Consider the following 15,099-nt stretch of genomic DNA (forward strand, 5'->3'; position numbering starts at 1 on the left):
GAGCAAAACCGGTTCCCTGTCTCTCACCTGCTGGGGTCCCTGTCCTGCCTAATAGCTTACAAGCGGTTCAACCGTTTGACTTCTTCAGGGCGCAATTCCCGATAGTCCCCTGGCTGAACTCCCTGGAGGTTCAGGAAGCCATAGCTCTCACGGTGAAGTTTAATCACCGGGTGACCGACTGCCGCCAGCATCCGTTTAACCTGGTGGTAGTGCCCCTCATGGATCGTTAGCTGCACGATACTCGTTTTCTTCTCCCGGTCGGTGCCCTTCAGCCGGGTCTTGGCCGGCTTCGTTCGCCGGCCATCAACTTTGACCCCCGTCCGCAATTGCTTCAAGTCATCATTACTGATAAGTCCCTTGACCTTAGCGACGTAAGTCTTATCGACCGCGAACTTAGGGTGCATCATCTTGTTTGCTAAAGTACCGTCATTAGTCAGCAACAAGAGACCGGTCGTGTCATAATCCAGACGACCAACGGGATAAATCCGCTCTTCAATTTCGTCCTCCCGGAGGATATCAACAACCGTCCGGCGGCCCTTTTCGTCATGCGCACTCGAAATCACGCCCCGCGGTTTGTTCAACAGATAGTAAACCTGCTTTTCCCGGTGAAGCGGGATCCCGTCAACTTCAATTTTATCCTTAGCGGTGACCTTCGTTCCTAAGGTGGTAACCGTCTGTCCATTAACTTGGACATGTCCGGTCGCAATCAACTTTTCCGACGCCCGCCGGGACGCCACGCCGGCCTCCGCCATCACTTTTTGTAAACGTTCCATTACTCATCCTCCTCATGCCGTTCCCGTGACTGCAACGCCGTCAGGAACAAGTCCCCACTCAGCGCACCGTCATCAGCGTCCGCCTGTTCTGGCAGTGCCGGTAATTCATCGAGCGTGGTCAGGCCAAAATAGTTCAAGAAATTATCGGTCGTGACGTACAAAAACGGCCGCCCGGGGGCATCTAACCGGCCCTTCGTGTCAATCAGCCCCCGTACCATCAACTTCTGAATTCCTCCCGAGCTTTGCACCCCGCGGATGCTATCGATTTCTAACCGCGTAATCGGCTGGCGGTAGGCAATGATAGCAAGGGTCTCCAGCAGGGCAGTAGTAAGCGGCACCGTCAATGGCACCTCAAAGAAGTGCTTGATCACCGGCGCCAAGGCTTGTTTGGTCGCCAGGCGGTAGGTATCGGCACTTTGAAGGAGAATCAGTGCCGAGTCCTGATCCTGCGCGTACTTGGCTTGGAGAGCAGCCAGCATTTCACGCAGGGCCGGCTTCATAAAACCAGTAATTTTAGCAAGATCGCCCAGGGTGATACCCTCATCCCCACTAATAAATAACAGGCCCTCCACTTGGGCCAGGTTACTTGCTTGTATCTTCGTCATCAATTCGCGTTCCCTTCACTAAAATAATCGGGCCAAACAGTTCCGCCTGCTGCACCGCAATCCGTTGGTGCTTGCTTAATTCCAAGACTGCAATAAAAGTCGTCACTAACTGGTCACGGCTGCGATCACCAGCAAACAGGGCGGTAAACTGGACCGGCCCGGCCTTCACCTGCTTGACCACCGCAGCCATTCTTTCGGCCACACTAACCTTTTCGGTTGCAACCGTTTCAACCAGCGGCTGGGCTAGCCGGTGTTTTTTTAATACTTCCACAAAGGCCGCCTGAAGCTGGTCGACCGTCACCCCTGGTTCCACGTGGGCGCTAATCAGCTCCCGGGGAACGTGCATGGCGGGACGGGTGTACTCCTGCTGGCGCAAATTTTCTTTATCCTTTAACTGGTCTGCTGCTTTCTTGTACCGCTGGTATTCCAGCAGTTGCTCAACCAGCTCTTCCCGTGGATCCGGCAGCTCCTCAGCCTCTTCATCCGGTTCGCTCGGTTGTGGTAAGAGCAACTGGCTTTTGATGTTCATCAAAGTCGCCGCCATCACGAAATAATCACCAGCAATCTCCAGCTGGTGAGCCTGTTGCTGGTGCAAAAAATCTAGGTACTGACTAGTAATGCGGGCAATCTGAATATCATAAATATCCATCTTATTTTCCCGAATAAGGTGCAGGAGCAAGTCCAGTGGACCCTCGAAATCGGCAATTTTAATTGTTGGCTGGTATGGATGTTCCGTAACTGGTTTAGTGCTCATTAAACTGCTCCCAATTGGTAATTAGCGACTGGTTCTTGAGGGTTCCCATTAACCGTTTCCCCGGATACTGGTCCTGGAGAGCGGTCAAAAGGGCAAAGACGTTCTTGCCAGACCGCTCACTCGGGGTAAACGAAAGCTGCCGTAAAAGCAGGTAATCGGTCCCCTCCTCCACAATCGCGATTGCAATGAAGTGGTTATCCTCGGCATCCTTCCACAGGTAAACGGGGTAGCCCGCAGTTAACGCCCCCGTCAGTTCATCCGTAAACCGGCCGTAATTTCGCAGGTCGGGGACCAGGGACAACAAGCCCATCGCAATTTTTTCATAATCCTTTCGGTACCGTACTAGCACGCTTCTTCACTCCTCAAATTTTCGGTTGGTGCTGGCGGTAGTCAGCGCTTAATTCCTGAACCGTCATTTTTAAGTAGGGTTTAATTGCCCGCAGCTCGCTATAACCAAGCATTTCTTGAATCAGCCGGCCATCAGCCCCGCTCCGCAAGAGGTGGACGGCAAAAGAATAGCGTAGCGTCCGGGGAGTCACGGCTTTTTCAATCCCCGCTTGCCGGACCAGGGTGCGAAGATTCTTCCAGACACCCTGACGCGTTAACTGGTGGCCATGGGCGTTGACAAAGACCGCTTGTTCACCCTCCGCCACTAACAGCGGGCGGACAGCGGCTAGGTACTGTTTTAATTCCTGAACTGCCTGGTCACTAATCGGTACCAGCCGTTCCCGCCGGCCCCCGCTGCCGAGCCGAATCATCTTAATATCAAGGTGTAAATCCGTGACCAGCAGGTCGACTAATTCACTGACCCGCATTCCGGTGGTCGCTAAGACCGCAAGGAGCGCCCGGTCACGCTTTCCGAGGGCGTGCGCCTGGTCGGGGGCCGCTAGCAGCTGCTTGATTTCCGGTTCGGTCAGAATCTCTGGCGGCAGCTTCTCAGTTAATTGCTGGTTATCGACCAGCTCCATGGGGTTAAACCGCAGCTGCTGGTGACGGACCAAGTAGCGGTAAAACTGGCGCAGAGCGGATAGCTGACGGTTAATAGTCGCCGGTGACCGGCCCCGTTTTTTCTGCTCAGCGATTAACGCTAACAGCTGGTATTGATCTACCGCCGACCACTTCCCGACACCCTGTGCTTGTAAGAAGGCCGCCGCTTGGTCCAGGTCCCGCCGGTAGCTCATGAGCGTATTAGCCGACCGCCCCTGACTCCCCTTTAAGTAGGCCAGGTATTTATCAACAAGTTCCTCCATGCCGACTACTCTTCTTTCTTGAGCAGGAGCAGCTGGCCATTTGTTTCTTCAACCAGGCCAGCCTTCAGCAGGTGTCCCACGGCCCGCTTAAACTGGCCCTTGCTGATGCCGAAAACCTGCCGGATTACCTGCGGGTCGGTCTTATCCGTATACGGCAACCGCTGGTTTAAGTCATGCTTTAACATGGTTAAAATCATCGCCGCATCTTCCCCAATCGCCTGGTAGGCCCGGGGCTTCAAGGAAAGGTTCAGGCTGCCGTGTGACGACAAGCCAATCACCCGGGCTTTGACCCGTTGACCGAGACGGGGTTCCTGGTCACGCTCACTGGGGTGGATAAAGCCCAGCTGGTAATCATCGGTAAGCACGTGGGTACCATTCAGCTTCAGGCGGTAGACGGTCGCCATCACGTCCCGGTTCATTGCTCTTTTTGACGGGGCATTTGAGATGGTTTGGTAAATCTGGTCATCCGCTAACTGGCCCCAGATACGGTCCTTATCGTCCACCCGCAGCGCCATCAGTAGACGGTCACCTGGTTGGGGCCAGAGGTGCTTTAACTCCGGCAGGTCATCTAATGACACCACGATGTCCTTGTTTGGCAAACCGATGTCTACAAAGACCCCTAAATCTCGACGAACGCTGACCACCGTCCCGTAATCATAGTGGTCAACTTGGACGGTGGGAATGTGCTGACAGGTCATTTGCAGTTGGTGATCTTCGTTCTCGTACACAAAGCCCTGGACCTGACCACCAATATGGAGCTGCTGGGGACTTTCTGCCTTTGGCAAGCGATAAGTCTGCCCGTTCCGGTCCGGCTGAACAAAGTAGTCCTGGTCATTTTCGTCAATCATCACCGCTGAAACAACTTTTCCTAATGCTGAATTCATATTTTACCCCATCTTCCTTTTAAATCCTTCTTATTATTTTACACGGCTGAAAATGGTTTGACCAGCACTACTAAAAAAGAGCCAGACAAACGTCTAGCCCTTTTTGCGATCAATGCTAATTTTAATTAGTCGATCGTCTTAACACGCATCATGTTGGTTGCACCTGGAACACCCAAAGGAACACCAGCAACGATGATGATCTTGTCGCCCTTCTTAGCAAAGCCAAGTTCAACCGCCTTCTTAGCTGCCAGGTCGAACATCTTATCAGTGTTCTTCATTTCGTCAACAACGTATGGTTGAACACCCCAGTTGATCATCAGGCCGCGTTCTACCCGTTCGTTTGGCGTCAAGGCAACGATGTCAGCGTTTGGACGGTACTTAGAGATCATCTTAGCAGTGTAGCCTGAAGCAGTGTAGGCAACAATGGTGTGGATGTCCATGTCCTTAGCAGCGTTGGCAACAGCAGAACCGATCGTTTCAGTAACGTCGGACTTGTCCCAATCGAAGGTTTCAGTACCGAATTCCCAGAGGTGGTTTTCAGCCTTGATGTCAATGGCGTTCATCATGGCAACTGATTCTACTGGGTAGTCACCGTTGGCACTTTCACCAGAAAGCATCGTGGCGTCAGTACCATCAAAGACGGCGTTAGCAACGTCAGATACTTCGGCACGAGTTGGCCGTGGGTTTTCTTGCATGGAGTCCAGCATTTGGGTAGCGGTGATAACTGGCTTGCCCAGTTCGTTACAACGCTTGATCATGTGCTTCTGAACGATTGGCACATTTTCAGCTGGAATTTCAACCCCCATGTCACCACGAGGAACCATCAGACCATCAGAAACTTCGATGATGGATTCGAAGTTGTCGATCCCTTCTTGAGATTCGATCTTTGGGAAGATTTGAACGTCTTCCATGTTCTTTTCCTTGAGGAGTTCACGAATGTCTTGAACATCCTGTGGCTTCCGAACGAAGGATGCAGAGATGAAGTTGATCTTGTTGTCCAGACCGAAGCGAATGTCGCTGCTGTCCTTTTCAGTAATACCTGGCAGGTTGATGGAAACACCAGGAGCGTTAACACCCTTCCGTGAGCCGAGGACACCGTGGTTCAGGACCTTGCAGACCAATTCACGGTTAGCGTCATCCTTTTCTTCGATTTGCATGTCAATCAGACCATCATCGAAGAGGACGTGGCCACCAACATGAGTGTCATCGTACAGGCCTGGGTAGGTAACAGCAATCTTGTCATGAGTACCTTCAATAGAAGCATCCATTGAAATCCGTACTTCATCACCAATGTTGTATTCGATCTTACCTTCCTTTTGAACAGTAGTCCGAATTTCAGCACCCTTAGTATCAAGCATGATACCAACGTGCTTGCCGGTGATTTCTTCCGCCTTCTTAACGTTTTGCATCCGACCCAGGTGTTCTGGGTGGTCACCGTGTGAGAAGTTGAAGCGGAAAACGTTCGCACCCGCTTGAATCAACTTAACGATTGTATCGACATCAGTACTTGCAGGACCAAGGGTACTTACAATCTTGGTTTTCTTCATAAATGAATCTCTCCTTTTGCATTTATGCATCAACTGCGGTCTGCCATTTGCATCCCTCATTTGCACACTTGTATAATAGCACTTTTCAAAATAGGTGTCTTTATTTTTTGTTCAAAAGTTCGCAAGAAAACGCTGTCATCAGGAAATTGTTTTTATTTCTCATCACCCTCTAATTTTTCAGTGATTGAAGGACAACGTTATCTGCCCCCAGAAGTTCGGCAAGTCCCTGCCGGGTGGCGGGAGCAGAATTCATCCACCGGCTGCTAGGTTCCAGCAGCTTCGTATCAGTATGCGGATAATACAATAGCACTGGGACGGGACCCCGGTGCTGCTGCATAAAGCGGTGCAGCGCCTGCCGAAGTGCCGGCGTGTCATTTTTTGCGGTAACCCTCAGGACCCAGCGAGCAGCCGGAATCAGCTGCTTCTGGAGATCCTTAGCATCCTGAACCTGCTGGGCAACCACCTGGAGGCCGTGCCCCGCCCGTTCTTCGGTCTTGCCCGTAATTACGAGGATCTGGTTCCGCTCTAACAATTCTTGGAACTGTTGGTATTGTTGTGGAAACACGGTCACGTCCAGGAGGCCGCTCTCGTCCGAGCCGGATATAAAGGCCATCGGGCGGTGATCCTTCTTCGTGTGGATTACCTTGACCCGGTTAATAAATAGGATCAGGGTTACCCGCTGGTTTGGACGCAGGTCAGCTACCCGTCCGGCCCGCAAACGACTGGCAAGCTGGCGGTACTGACTGACCGGATGCCCGGACAGGTAGACGCCTAGGAGTTCATTTTCTTTGGCCAGCCGGGTCGTCAGCGGGTATTCCTGCCGGTGACTGATTGAAGACTGGAGGCTTGGATCACCGGAGAGGCCCGGCAAGGTCGCCAGTAATTCGATCCCCGATAGGAGGTTAGGCAAGCTCTCTATCATTTCCGCCCGGTTGTAACCGAGGCCATCAAGGGCCCCCGCATAAATCAGCGGAGTAAGCACCTCCTCTTTTTGCCACTTGTCTGGCAAGCGGTGAATGAGGTCCCGAATATCCTTGAAAGAACCGTTACTGTCCCGTTCCTGCAGCAAATCCGCAATAAAGTCCCGGCGAACCCCCTTGATGGCGGTTAAACCAAAGTAAATTTGCTGGTCATGAACCGTAAACTGGGCCCGGCTAAGGTTGATGCGGGGGCCATTGATTTTAACACCCATCCGCTGCGCGTTGGTAACGTGCTGGCGAAGTTTGGTGATGTTCCCCTCCGCATTAAGCAGTGCCGTATAGAACTCTGTCGGGTAGTGACACTTGAGGTAGGCCATTTCAAAGGCCATCTTAGAATAGGCAACGGCGTGGGAGCGGTTGAACCCATAATTGGCAAACTGGTCAATGTAGTCAAACACCTGACTGGCTAAGGCTGACTGGTAGCCCTTTGCCCGGGCCCCGGCCATAAACTTAGCCCGCATGTTATCCATGGTCTGCTTTTTCTTCTTACTCATTGCCCGCCGCAGCAAATCGGCTTCCCCCAGAGTAAAGCCCGCCATGGCTGACGCCAGTTGCATAACCTGTTCCTGGTAAACTAGGATTCCGTAGGTGGGCGCAAGAATTGGCGCTAGGGATTGATCCGGTAGCCGCACCGGCTCCTGCCCCTGCTTCCGGGCGATGAAGTGGCTGATGTTTTCCAACGGACCAGGGCGGTAGAGGGCGTTGACTGCCACAATATCTTCAAAGTGGTCGGGATGCAAGGCGGTCAAAACATTCCGAATCCCAGCTGATTCAAATTGGAACACCCCGTCAGTCTGCCCGCGCTGGAACAGCTGCAGGGTGGCCGGGTCGGCCAGGCTGACCCGCTCCAGGCTAAACTGGGGCTCCTGTTGGCGAATCATCCGGAGCGTATTGTCCATGATCGACAGGTTGCGTAAGCCCAGAAAATCCATTTTCAGCAGGCCCAGTGCTTCCACCGTGTCCTTTGGAAACTGCGTCATTAAGAGTCCCTCACTCCCCGCCTGCAACGGAACAATCTCGTGCAGGGGAGCAGCCGACAGGACGATCCCGGCCGCATGGGTTGAGTAGTGCCGGGGCAACCCCTCCAACTGCCGAGCCACTTGAAAGAGCTGCCGGAGTTTTGGCTGGTCATTGAGGAGGTTCTTCAAACGCTGCGACTCCGCGAGGGCCTGGTCAAGGGTAAACGATCCGCCCCGCGGCAGTGCATCCAGCAGGGTTGTTGTCTCAAATTTTGTCAGCTTGAAAACCCGGCTGACATCCCGGAGAACCTGTTTAGCAGCGAGGGTCCCAAAAGTAATGATCTGCGCCACCCGCTCATGCCCGTACTTCCTATGAACGTATGCCAGGACTTCCTCCCGGCGGTTGTCGGGAATATCCAAGTCGATATCAGGCATCTGCGCCCGCTCTGGGTTAAGGAAACGTTCGAATAGCAACTGGTACTCCAGCGGGTCGACTTCGGTAATCGCGAGGGCATAGGCCACCAGAGAACCGGCTGCCGAGCCCCGGCCCGGATCGGTTGTGATCTTTGTCCGGTGGGCAAAATTCATTACGTCCCAGACAATCAGGAAGTAATCATCGAACCCCATCCGGTGAATAATCGCCAGCTCATGGTCTAAGCGTTGCCGATAAGCTGTCGCCGAATAGCCAGCCGCTAGCGGTCGCTTTTTTAGTCCGGCAAGACATAGTTGACGGAGGTAATCAACCGCCGTTTCCCCGTGGGGGGTCTGATAATGCGGCAGGACTGGGGCCTGAAACTTTAATTCAACGTTGCACTGGTCAGCAATGACCGCTGTATTATCAACGGCAGCGGCTAGACCGAGCTGATGGTAGGCAGCTTCCACCTGCTGACGTACCGGCAGATAGTTATCCCCCGTGGCGGTTGCCTGGGCGTCCAGGTCAGTCAGCTGGGCCCCCTGACCAATCGCCTGGAGGGTCTTCGTGGCAAAAAGGTCGGTCGCGTTCAAATAGTCAACTGGCGTCGTGGCGACAATGGGGACACCCGCCTCCTGGGCAAAACGCTGGAGGGAGGAGCGTTCAACTTCATCCAATTGCAAGTTGATCCCGAGATAGAGATTGCGGCCAACGGTTTGCTGCAGGGAAGTCAGCCAGCCGGTCCCCTGGCGGATCAAATTCAGCACCGCCAGCTGGACTGGCAGGATTACGACTACTTCCTTCAGTAATCCTGCCAGTTCCGTGAACGTTATTGTCTTCCCGCGCTCTGCGGTCTGCTGGCGTGTCGAAATGTCCATTAGGTTGCGGTAACCCTGCTCATTTTTCGCCAGCAAAGTCATCTTGAGCTGACTCCCCGCAAGCTCGTCCAGGGCCACTGTGATTTCTAATCCTAACAGCGGCTTAATTCCTGCCTGTCGGGCAGTATTATAAAAATCGACAGCCCCATATAATATATTTTGATCAGTCAAGGCCAGGGCGGTGTACCCCCGCTGTTTGGCCGCCTTAACCAGGTCCGGAATCCGAGTCGGACTCTGGAGTAAGCTATAACTGCTGTGCACCTCTAATGGTACATAATTCACGTTTGGCCGCCCCCTTTCTTTCAAATTATAACAAAAGATTCCTGGCGTGATGACTTTTTACCCCTGCCTTTCGCGTTCAGTTGTGCTAAAATGTTTATTATACAGAGGGGATGAAACTAATGAATCTGCTATCTAAAAACATTGTTGCTGCAATCTGGGGACTAATTCTGGCCGAGGTATTAGCCTACATTACCTCCCAGTTGGAAGGAATGACTCCCGACTATACGGCAGTTGCCGTCATTGGTGCCGTCATGGCCTTGATTGCGGTTAATGCTGTCAACGCTATTACCGGCAAGGCCGATCCGGCTAAACAGGAAAAGTAATTTTAATAATTTGAGTTCAAAAACGCCAGACTGAAAATTTTCGGTCTGGCGTTTTTATATTATTGTCGACTGTTCAGCCGAATAATCTCAAGCAAGACATCAACCGCTCGTTCCATCGTTTGGAGGGAAACATATTCAAAGCGGGAGTGCATATTTTCGCCACCAGCAAAGAGGTTCGGGGTCGGCAAACCTAGGTAGGAAATCGTCGACCCGTCCGTTCCCCCACGAACAGGATAGATATTGGGCGTAATCCCCAGGTTTTCCATCGCCTGCTTAGCTAGTTCAACCACTTCCATGTGTCCCTTTAAGGCATCCTTGAGGTTGTAATACTGATCATATAGCTTCATGCTGATACAGTCGGCACCCAATTCGGTGTTCAAACCAGTTACGATTCGTTTCAGGAGGTGCTTGCGTTCCTCAAAACTTTGCCGGTCATGATCGCGAATAATGTAGGTCATCGTGGCATGGTCAACCGTACCGGTAAACTTATATAGGTGGAAGAACCCTTCCCGTCCTGCCGTCCGCTCGGCCCGTTCATGGGCAGGCAGGCTATTATGGAGGTCAATGGCAACCTGGATGGCATTGACCATCGTCCCCTTCGCAACCGCCGTGTGAACATCCTTGCCTTCGATTTCAATCTCCGCCTGCGCCGCGTTAAAGGTTTCGTACTCCAGCTCACCAAGCGGCCCACCGTCAACGGTGTAGGCAATATCAGCCCCAAAGTCCGCAACGTCAAAGTGATCAGCACCGGTTCCGATTTCTTCATCCGGCCCCAGGCCAATCCTGATCTCGCCATGCTTAACTTCTGGATGGGCCACTAAGTACGCCGCCAGTGTAATAATTTCCGCAACTCCTGACTTATCATCCGCCCCCAGGAGAGTTGACCCGTCAGTTGTAATCAGGGTGTTTCCCTGGTAATTCCGGAGCGCCGGAAACTCGTCAACCGTCAACTGGTACTTGCCATCCCCGTCGAGTTGAATCGGCGAATGGCCGTCGTAGTTCTCGACAATTTGCGGATTAACGTTGTGGGCATTAAAATCCGCCGTATCGACATGGGCAATCAGTCCCAGTACCGGCACCTGATAATCCAGGTTGCTTGGAATTGTCGCCATCAGGTACGAACTTTGCTGGTTAATGTGCACGTTTGCCAGGCCTAACCCCTCCAGCTCCCTTGCCAGCTCTTTTAAAAACGCGGTTTCCTTAGGGTCAGACGGAACCGTCGTCGCCGCCGGGTTGGAACGGGTTTCGGTTTTGACATATTTTAAGAAACGGTCTAGTAAACCTTCGTACTGTTCATTTGCCATTATTGATTTTCCTTTCCATCAACTACAAAAGTAAAAGGATCCGTGTTGAGCTGGTTTTCGACAATCTCAAAATCCCAGCCGTCGTTCTCCGCTTGCCAGCTTCTAAAAAGCTCCGCCAGCTGGTATTCACAAACCGCCTCAATATGGTGGCCCGGATCCACCACGGTCAGGTGGTTGGCAAGCATATCATGGGCGAAGTGGTAACTAACATCCCCAGTCACGTAAACATCCGCGCCCATTCGAACGGCGTCGGCGTAAAAGTCCTGACCGGCACCGCCGAGAACAGCTACCCGGTGAATTTCTTTCCGGCCATCATCAGGGTGGTTAATCAAGCGCAGGCCCGCCACGCCAAATAACCGGCGGCAGTAATCAGCAAACTCCCGGGGTGTCATTTGACCGTTGAAGTTACCAATCCGTCCCATCCCAACGGGAGCGCCAGTGATGGGGTCCGTTCCCGCTGGAACCAATGGCTGGCAGTTAGTCAAACCCAGTTTGGCGGCAAGCCAGTCATTCATCCCCCCATTGGCGGTGTCAAGGTTGGTATGGGCAGCATAAACCGTAATGTGATGAGCAAGCAAGTCGGCATACATCTGATTCTGCGGATTTCTGGTATCCAAATTCTGCGCTGGATGAAACATCACCGGGTGGTGGGCAAAAATAAAATCAACCTGCTGGTCAATTGCCTCGGCGACGGTCTCGGGCCGGACATCTAAGCTGGTCATTAACCGCCGCAGGGGCTGGTCCGGGTCCCCGACTTGTAAGCCAACGTGATCCCATTTCTCAGCCAGCTGGGGGCTGGCAAACCGTTCAAAACGTTGAATTAACGTCGTCCCATTAATCATCCGCAAGCGCCTCCTTAACAATTGCAATTGCCGCTTTTAACTGTTCCATCTTCGCCACTGGGGGCTGTTTTGCCGCTGCAATTTGTTTTAGCACCGCTATCTGCCGTTGAATATAATCCTGCCACTTTTCCGCAAAGATGGGGCCCTTTTTCTCCAACAGCAGTGGGCCAAACTGCAACTCGTAATCGCTATACCGGAACGGAACTGGTGACGGCTCGGCAACGATAATTTCATAAATATGCCCGTCTTCTTTGACTAAGCGTTCTGCCATAATTTGGTAGCGGTGAGCTTGCAGCCAGGCGCGCAGGCGCGGTTCGCCAACGTTGGGTTGGAGAATCAAGCGCTGAACGCCGGCCAGCTGTTTTTGCCCCCGTTCCAAGATATCGGCGATCAGCGTCCCGCCCATCCCCGCTATTACCACGGTATCAATGTGGTCGCCTGGGTGAATTGCGGCGAGACCATTTGCCAAACGGGGGATAACCTGTCCACCGAGGCCACTTTGCTGAATCTCATTTGCCATGTTCTGGTACGGCCCCGCGACAACTTCACCCGCTACTGCTTGGTCGATTTTCCCAGCTAACGCTAGGGCTGCCGGCAGGTAGGCGTGATCCGACCCAATATCCGCGAGTCGCGCTCCCTGGGGAACAAATGAAGCGACCACCGCCAGCCGTTTTGAAAGGTGTTGCGCATCCACGTTTATCATTCTTCCTTTATCAGTTATTCAGGAATAATTATACCAAAAAAGCAGGGAGCCTGAGGAATTTCCCCGTTCTCCCTGGAATCATTTCTTATTCAGCAATTTTTTCAACAAAACTTGCAATCCGCTTTAAGCATTCCTGAATATCAGCTTCAGAGGACGCGTAGGATAAGCGAATGTAGCCTTCGCCACCGGCGCCAAAGGCACTCCCCGGGGTCACCCCAACTTTTGCCTGGCTGGCCAGATCCCGGGCAAATTGTTCATCGTCTTTGCCAAAGGCCGCTGGAATCTTAGCAAAGATGTAAAAGGCTCCTTCTGGCGTGGCCATTTCAAAGCCTAACTTGGAAAGCCCCGCGATGACCATGTCCCGGCGTTTCTCATAGGATTGGCGGAAAGCGAGCGGGTCATCAAGACCGTTGACCAATGCTTCCGTGGCCGCGGCCTGGGTGCTGTCAGTAACGGTGGTTACCAGGTAACAGTGCATCTTCAAAATGCTCTTCATGATTTTAGCTGGCCCGGCGATGTAGCCCAGCCGGTAACCGGTCATTGCGTGAGACTTCGAGAGTCCGGAAATCAGCAGGGTCCGTTCAGGAATCATGCTGGCAATCGAGGCGTGCTCTACCCCATAGACCAACTCACTGTAAATTTCGTCCGCAATGGCATAAAGGTGGTGAGCGGCAATGACTTTAGCCAGCCCAGCGAGCACGTCTGCGGGGTATTCCCGCCCGGTCGGGTTGCTTGGATAGTTGAGGAGGACCGCTTTAACCCCAGTCCCTTCCTGTTCTAAGACCTCTTCCAGCCGTTCCGGCGTCAGAACGAAGCCATCGGCAGACGTGTCAACTTGGACTGCCGTAGCCCCGGTCATGGCAATTAACGGAAAGTAGAGTGCAAAGGCCGGGGTAGGAACAATCACCTTATCCCCAGTGTTCAAGAGGCTAAACAGGGTTGCGTCGAGCGCCTCAGTGGCCCCCACCGTCACTACTACTTCACTAGCGGGATCATATTCGACCTGACGGGTCTGCTTAATATAATCGCTGATTGCCGCTAACAGCTCCGGCTTCCCGGCCTGTGGTGCGTAGTGCGAATCATCATTTTGAATACTCTTGATTGCCGCCCGCTTGACGTGTTCCGGTGTGTTAAAATCCGGTTCACCCACGGTCAGCTTAATAATTCCCGGAATCCGTGAAACTTCCTTATCGAAAGCACGAATCCCAGATGGTTTTAAGGCGTCCAGCTTATGGCTAATAGTTCCGTATAAATCCGTTGATAATTCAGGCATACTGCAACTCCCTCTCTGTCTCTAAGCAATAACAACTTTACTTAAATAATTTTATTATTCGAATAAATTTTCGTCAAGAAGTTTTTAATAATTCGTTAATTTGATTTTAATTATTGCAAAAAAGCACGCTAAATTGTTAAAAATTTAACGTGCTTAGGGAAATAATCCGTATTTAGTTTAGTAGGGACTACTCTAAGAAGTCCTTTAGCTGCTTAGAACGAGATGGGTGACGCAGCTTCCGCAAAGCCTTCGCTTCAATTTGCCGAATCCGTTCCCGGGTAACACCGAAGACCTTCCCAACTTCTTCCAGGGTCCGGGTCCGCCCGTCGTCGAGACCAAAGCGTAGCCGCAGGACATTTTCTTCCCGGTCGGTCAGAGTGTCCAGGACATTTTCCAACTGCTTCTTCATCATTTCGTAAGCCGCGTGGTCAGCCGGACTCGTCGCATCCTGGTCCTCAATAAAGTCGCCCAGGTGGGAGTCATCCTCTTCGCCAATCGGCGTTTCCAGCGAAACTGGTTCCTGGGCAATCTTGAGGATGTTACGAACCTTTTCCGTTGGCATGTCCATCTCTGCCCCGATTTCCTCTGGCAATGGTTCCCGACCGAGGTCCTGCAGGAGCTGCCGCTGAATCCGGATCAGCTTGTTAATCGTTTCCACCATGTGAACCGGAATCCGAATCGTCCGCGCCTGGTCGGCAATCGCCCGGGTAATCGCCTGCCGGATCCACCAGGTAGCGTAAGTGGAAAACTTAAAGCCCCGCCGGTAGTCGAACTTCTCGACGGCCTTCATCAGCCCCATGTTTCCTTCCTGGATCAGGTCTAGGAACTGCATTCCCCGACCGACGTACCGCTTGGCAATGGAGACCACCAGCCGCAGGTTTGCTTCTGCCAGCTGTTGCTTAGCGACCTCATCCCCCTGCTCAATCCGGAGGGCGAGCTTAACTTCCTCATCAGCCGTCAGCAGGTTGACCCGACCAATCTCCTTGAGGTACATCCGAACGGGGTCGTTAATCTTGACACCGGTCGGTGCGGACGTATCCTTCATCGCATTTTGGGAAAGTTTTTCGGTTGCCTTCAATGCCCGTGGATCAGGGTCACCATTGGCATCAACCACACTGATCCCGGCGTCTTCAACGTTTTGGAGGAGGTTATCAATGCCATCCGCATTCAGTTCGTACGGCTTGGCAAGTTTGTCCGTCAGCACATCGTATTGGATTTCCTTTTGCTTTTTGTACTGGCGAATCAATTTACCAACAGCAGTATCGTATTCTTGTTGGTCAAAATCTTCGCTATTGGAAATAACAAGGTCTTTCTTCTTACTCTTTGCCAT

Annotated in this window: 14 protein-coding genes; 1 reads left to right on the top strand and 13 read right to left on the bottom strand. The window is 52.5% G+C overall.

The features are described 5' to 3' along the window. Window positions 1-56: 56 nt before the first annotated feature. From FC49_RS01230 to dnaE, 8 genes are all read right to left on the bottom strand, one after another. Entirely contained in the window at window positions 57-773 is a 717-nt protein-coding gene (locus FC49_RS01230) for a pseudouridine synthase (protein WP_003711819.1), read from the bottom strand. Next, window positions 773-1,378, bottom strand: coding sequence for an SMC-Scp complex subunit ScpB (gene scpB, locus FC49_RS01235; RefSeq protein ID WP_039929885.1), 606 nt, complete (start codon window positions 1,376-1,378; stop codon window positions 773-775). The genes FC49_RS01230 and scpB overlap by 1 nt, the downstream gene beginning before the upstream one ends. Next, complete coding sequence (locus FC49_RS01240; protein ID WP_003711851.1) at window positions 1,356-2,132, bottom strand: segregation and condensation protein A; 777 nt, start codon at window positions 2,130-2,132, stop codon at window positions 1,356-1,358. The genes scpB and FC49_RS01240 overlap by 23 nt, the downstream gene beginning before the upstream one ends. Further along, the gene (locus FC49_RS01245; protein WP_003711844.1) at window positions 2,122-2,481 is read right to left on the bottom strand and encodes a hypothetical protein; all 360 of its coding nucleotides are present in this window, start codon (window positions 2,479-2,481) and stop codon (window positions 2,122-2,124) included. The genes FC49_RS01240 and FC49_RS01245 overlap by 11 nt, the downstream gene beginning before the upstream one ends. Before the next feature lie 13 nt (window positions 2,482-2,494). Next, window positions 2,495-3,382: a tyrosine-type recombinase/integrase gene (locus FC49_RS01250; protein ID WP_003711879.1), complete on the bottom strand. Its 888-nt coding sequence runs from the start codon at window positions 3,380-3,382 to the stop codon at window positions 2,495-2,497. Window positions 3,383-3,387: 5 nt separating this feature from the next. Next, on the bottom strand, window positions 3,388-4,266 hold the full coding sequence (locus tag FC49_RS01255; RefSeq protein WP_003711821.1) for a CvfB family protein: 879 nt from the start codon (window positions 4,264-4,266) through the stop codon (window positions 3,388-3,390). A 125-nt stretch (window positions 4,267-4,391) separates the two neighbouring features. Further along, complete coding sequence (pyk, locus tag FC49_RS01260; protein WP_003711891.1) at window positions 4,392-5,813, bottom strand: pyruvate kinase; 1,422 nt, start codon at window positions 5,811-5,813, stop codon at window positions 4,392-4,394. Window positions 5,814-5,982: 169 nt separating this feature from the next. Then, entirely contained in the window at window positions 5,983-9,324 is a 3,342-nt protein-coding gene (dnaE, locus tag FC49_RS01265) for a DNA polymerase III subunit alpha (protein ID WP_056983855.1), read from the bottom strand. A gap of 119 nt (window positions 9,325-9,443) precedes the next feature. On the opposite strand from dnaE, the gene FC49_RS01270 reads away from it, so the two are divergent. After that, window positions 9,444-9,647, top strand: a complete 204-nt coding sequence (locus FC49_RS01270; protein ID WP_003711847.1) for a DUF2929 family protein — start codon at window positions 9,444-9,446, stop codon at window positions 9,645-9,647. Window positions 9,648-9,706: 59 nt separating this feature from the next. Here FC49_RS01270 and pepT read toward each other — a convergent pair whose 3' ends face one another. The 5 genes from pepT to rpoD all read right to left on the bottom strand — a co-directional run bounded on the left by pepT (window position 9,707) and on the right by rpoD (window position 15,099). Further along, window positions 9,707-10,951 carry a peptidase T gene (gene pepT, locus FC49_RS01275; protein ID WP_056983857.1) on the bottom strand — a complete coding sequence of 415 codons (1,245 nt, stop codon included), beginning with the start codon at window positions 10,949-10,951 and terminating at the stop codon, window positions 9,707-9,709. Beyond that, window positions 10,951-11,793 carry a Nif3-like dinuclear metal center hexameric protein gene (locus tag FC49_RS01280; RefSeq protein ID WP_003711850.1) on the bottom strand — a complete coding sequence of 281 codons (843 nt, stop codon included), beginning with the start codon at window positions 11,791-11,793 and terminating at the stop codon, window positions 10,951-10,953. Before FC49_RS01280 ends, pepT begins: the two co-directional genes overlap by 1 nt. Next, complete coding sequence (locus FC49_RS01285) at window positions 11,786-12,487, bottom strand: tRNA (adenine(22)-N(1))-methyltransferase (protein ID WP_003711897.1); 702 nt, start codon at window positions 12,485-12,487, stop codon at window positions 11,786-11,788. Before FC49_RS01285 ends, FC49_RS01280 begins: the two co-directional genes overlap by 8 nt. Before the next feature lie 94 nt (window positions 12,488-12,581). After that, entirely contained in the window at window positions 12,582-13,769 is a 1,188-nt protein-coding gene (locus tag FC49_RS01290) for an aminotransferase class I/II-fold pyridoxal phosphate-dependent enzyme (RefSeq protein ID WP_003711925.1), read from the bottom strand. A 187-nt stretch (window positions 13,770-13,956) separates the two neighbouring features. Then, window positions 13,957-15,099: an RNA polymerase sigma factor RpoD gene (rpoD, locus tag FC49_RS01295; RefSeq protein WP_003715240.1), complete on the bottom strand. Its 1,143-nt coding sequence runs from the start codon at window positions 15,097-15,099 to the stop codon at window positions 13,957-13,959.

This window comes from Limosilactobacillus oris DSM 4864 (assembly GCF_001434465.1).
Taxonomy (GTDB): domain Bacteria; phylum Bacillota; class Bacilli; order Lactobacillales; family Lactobacillaceae; genus Limosilactobacillus; species Limosilactobacillus oris.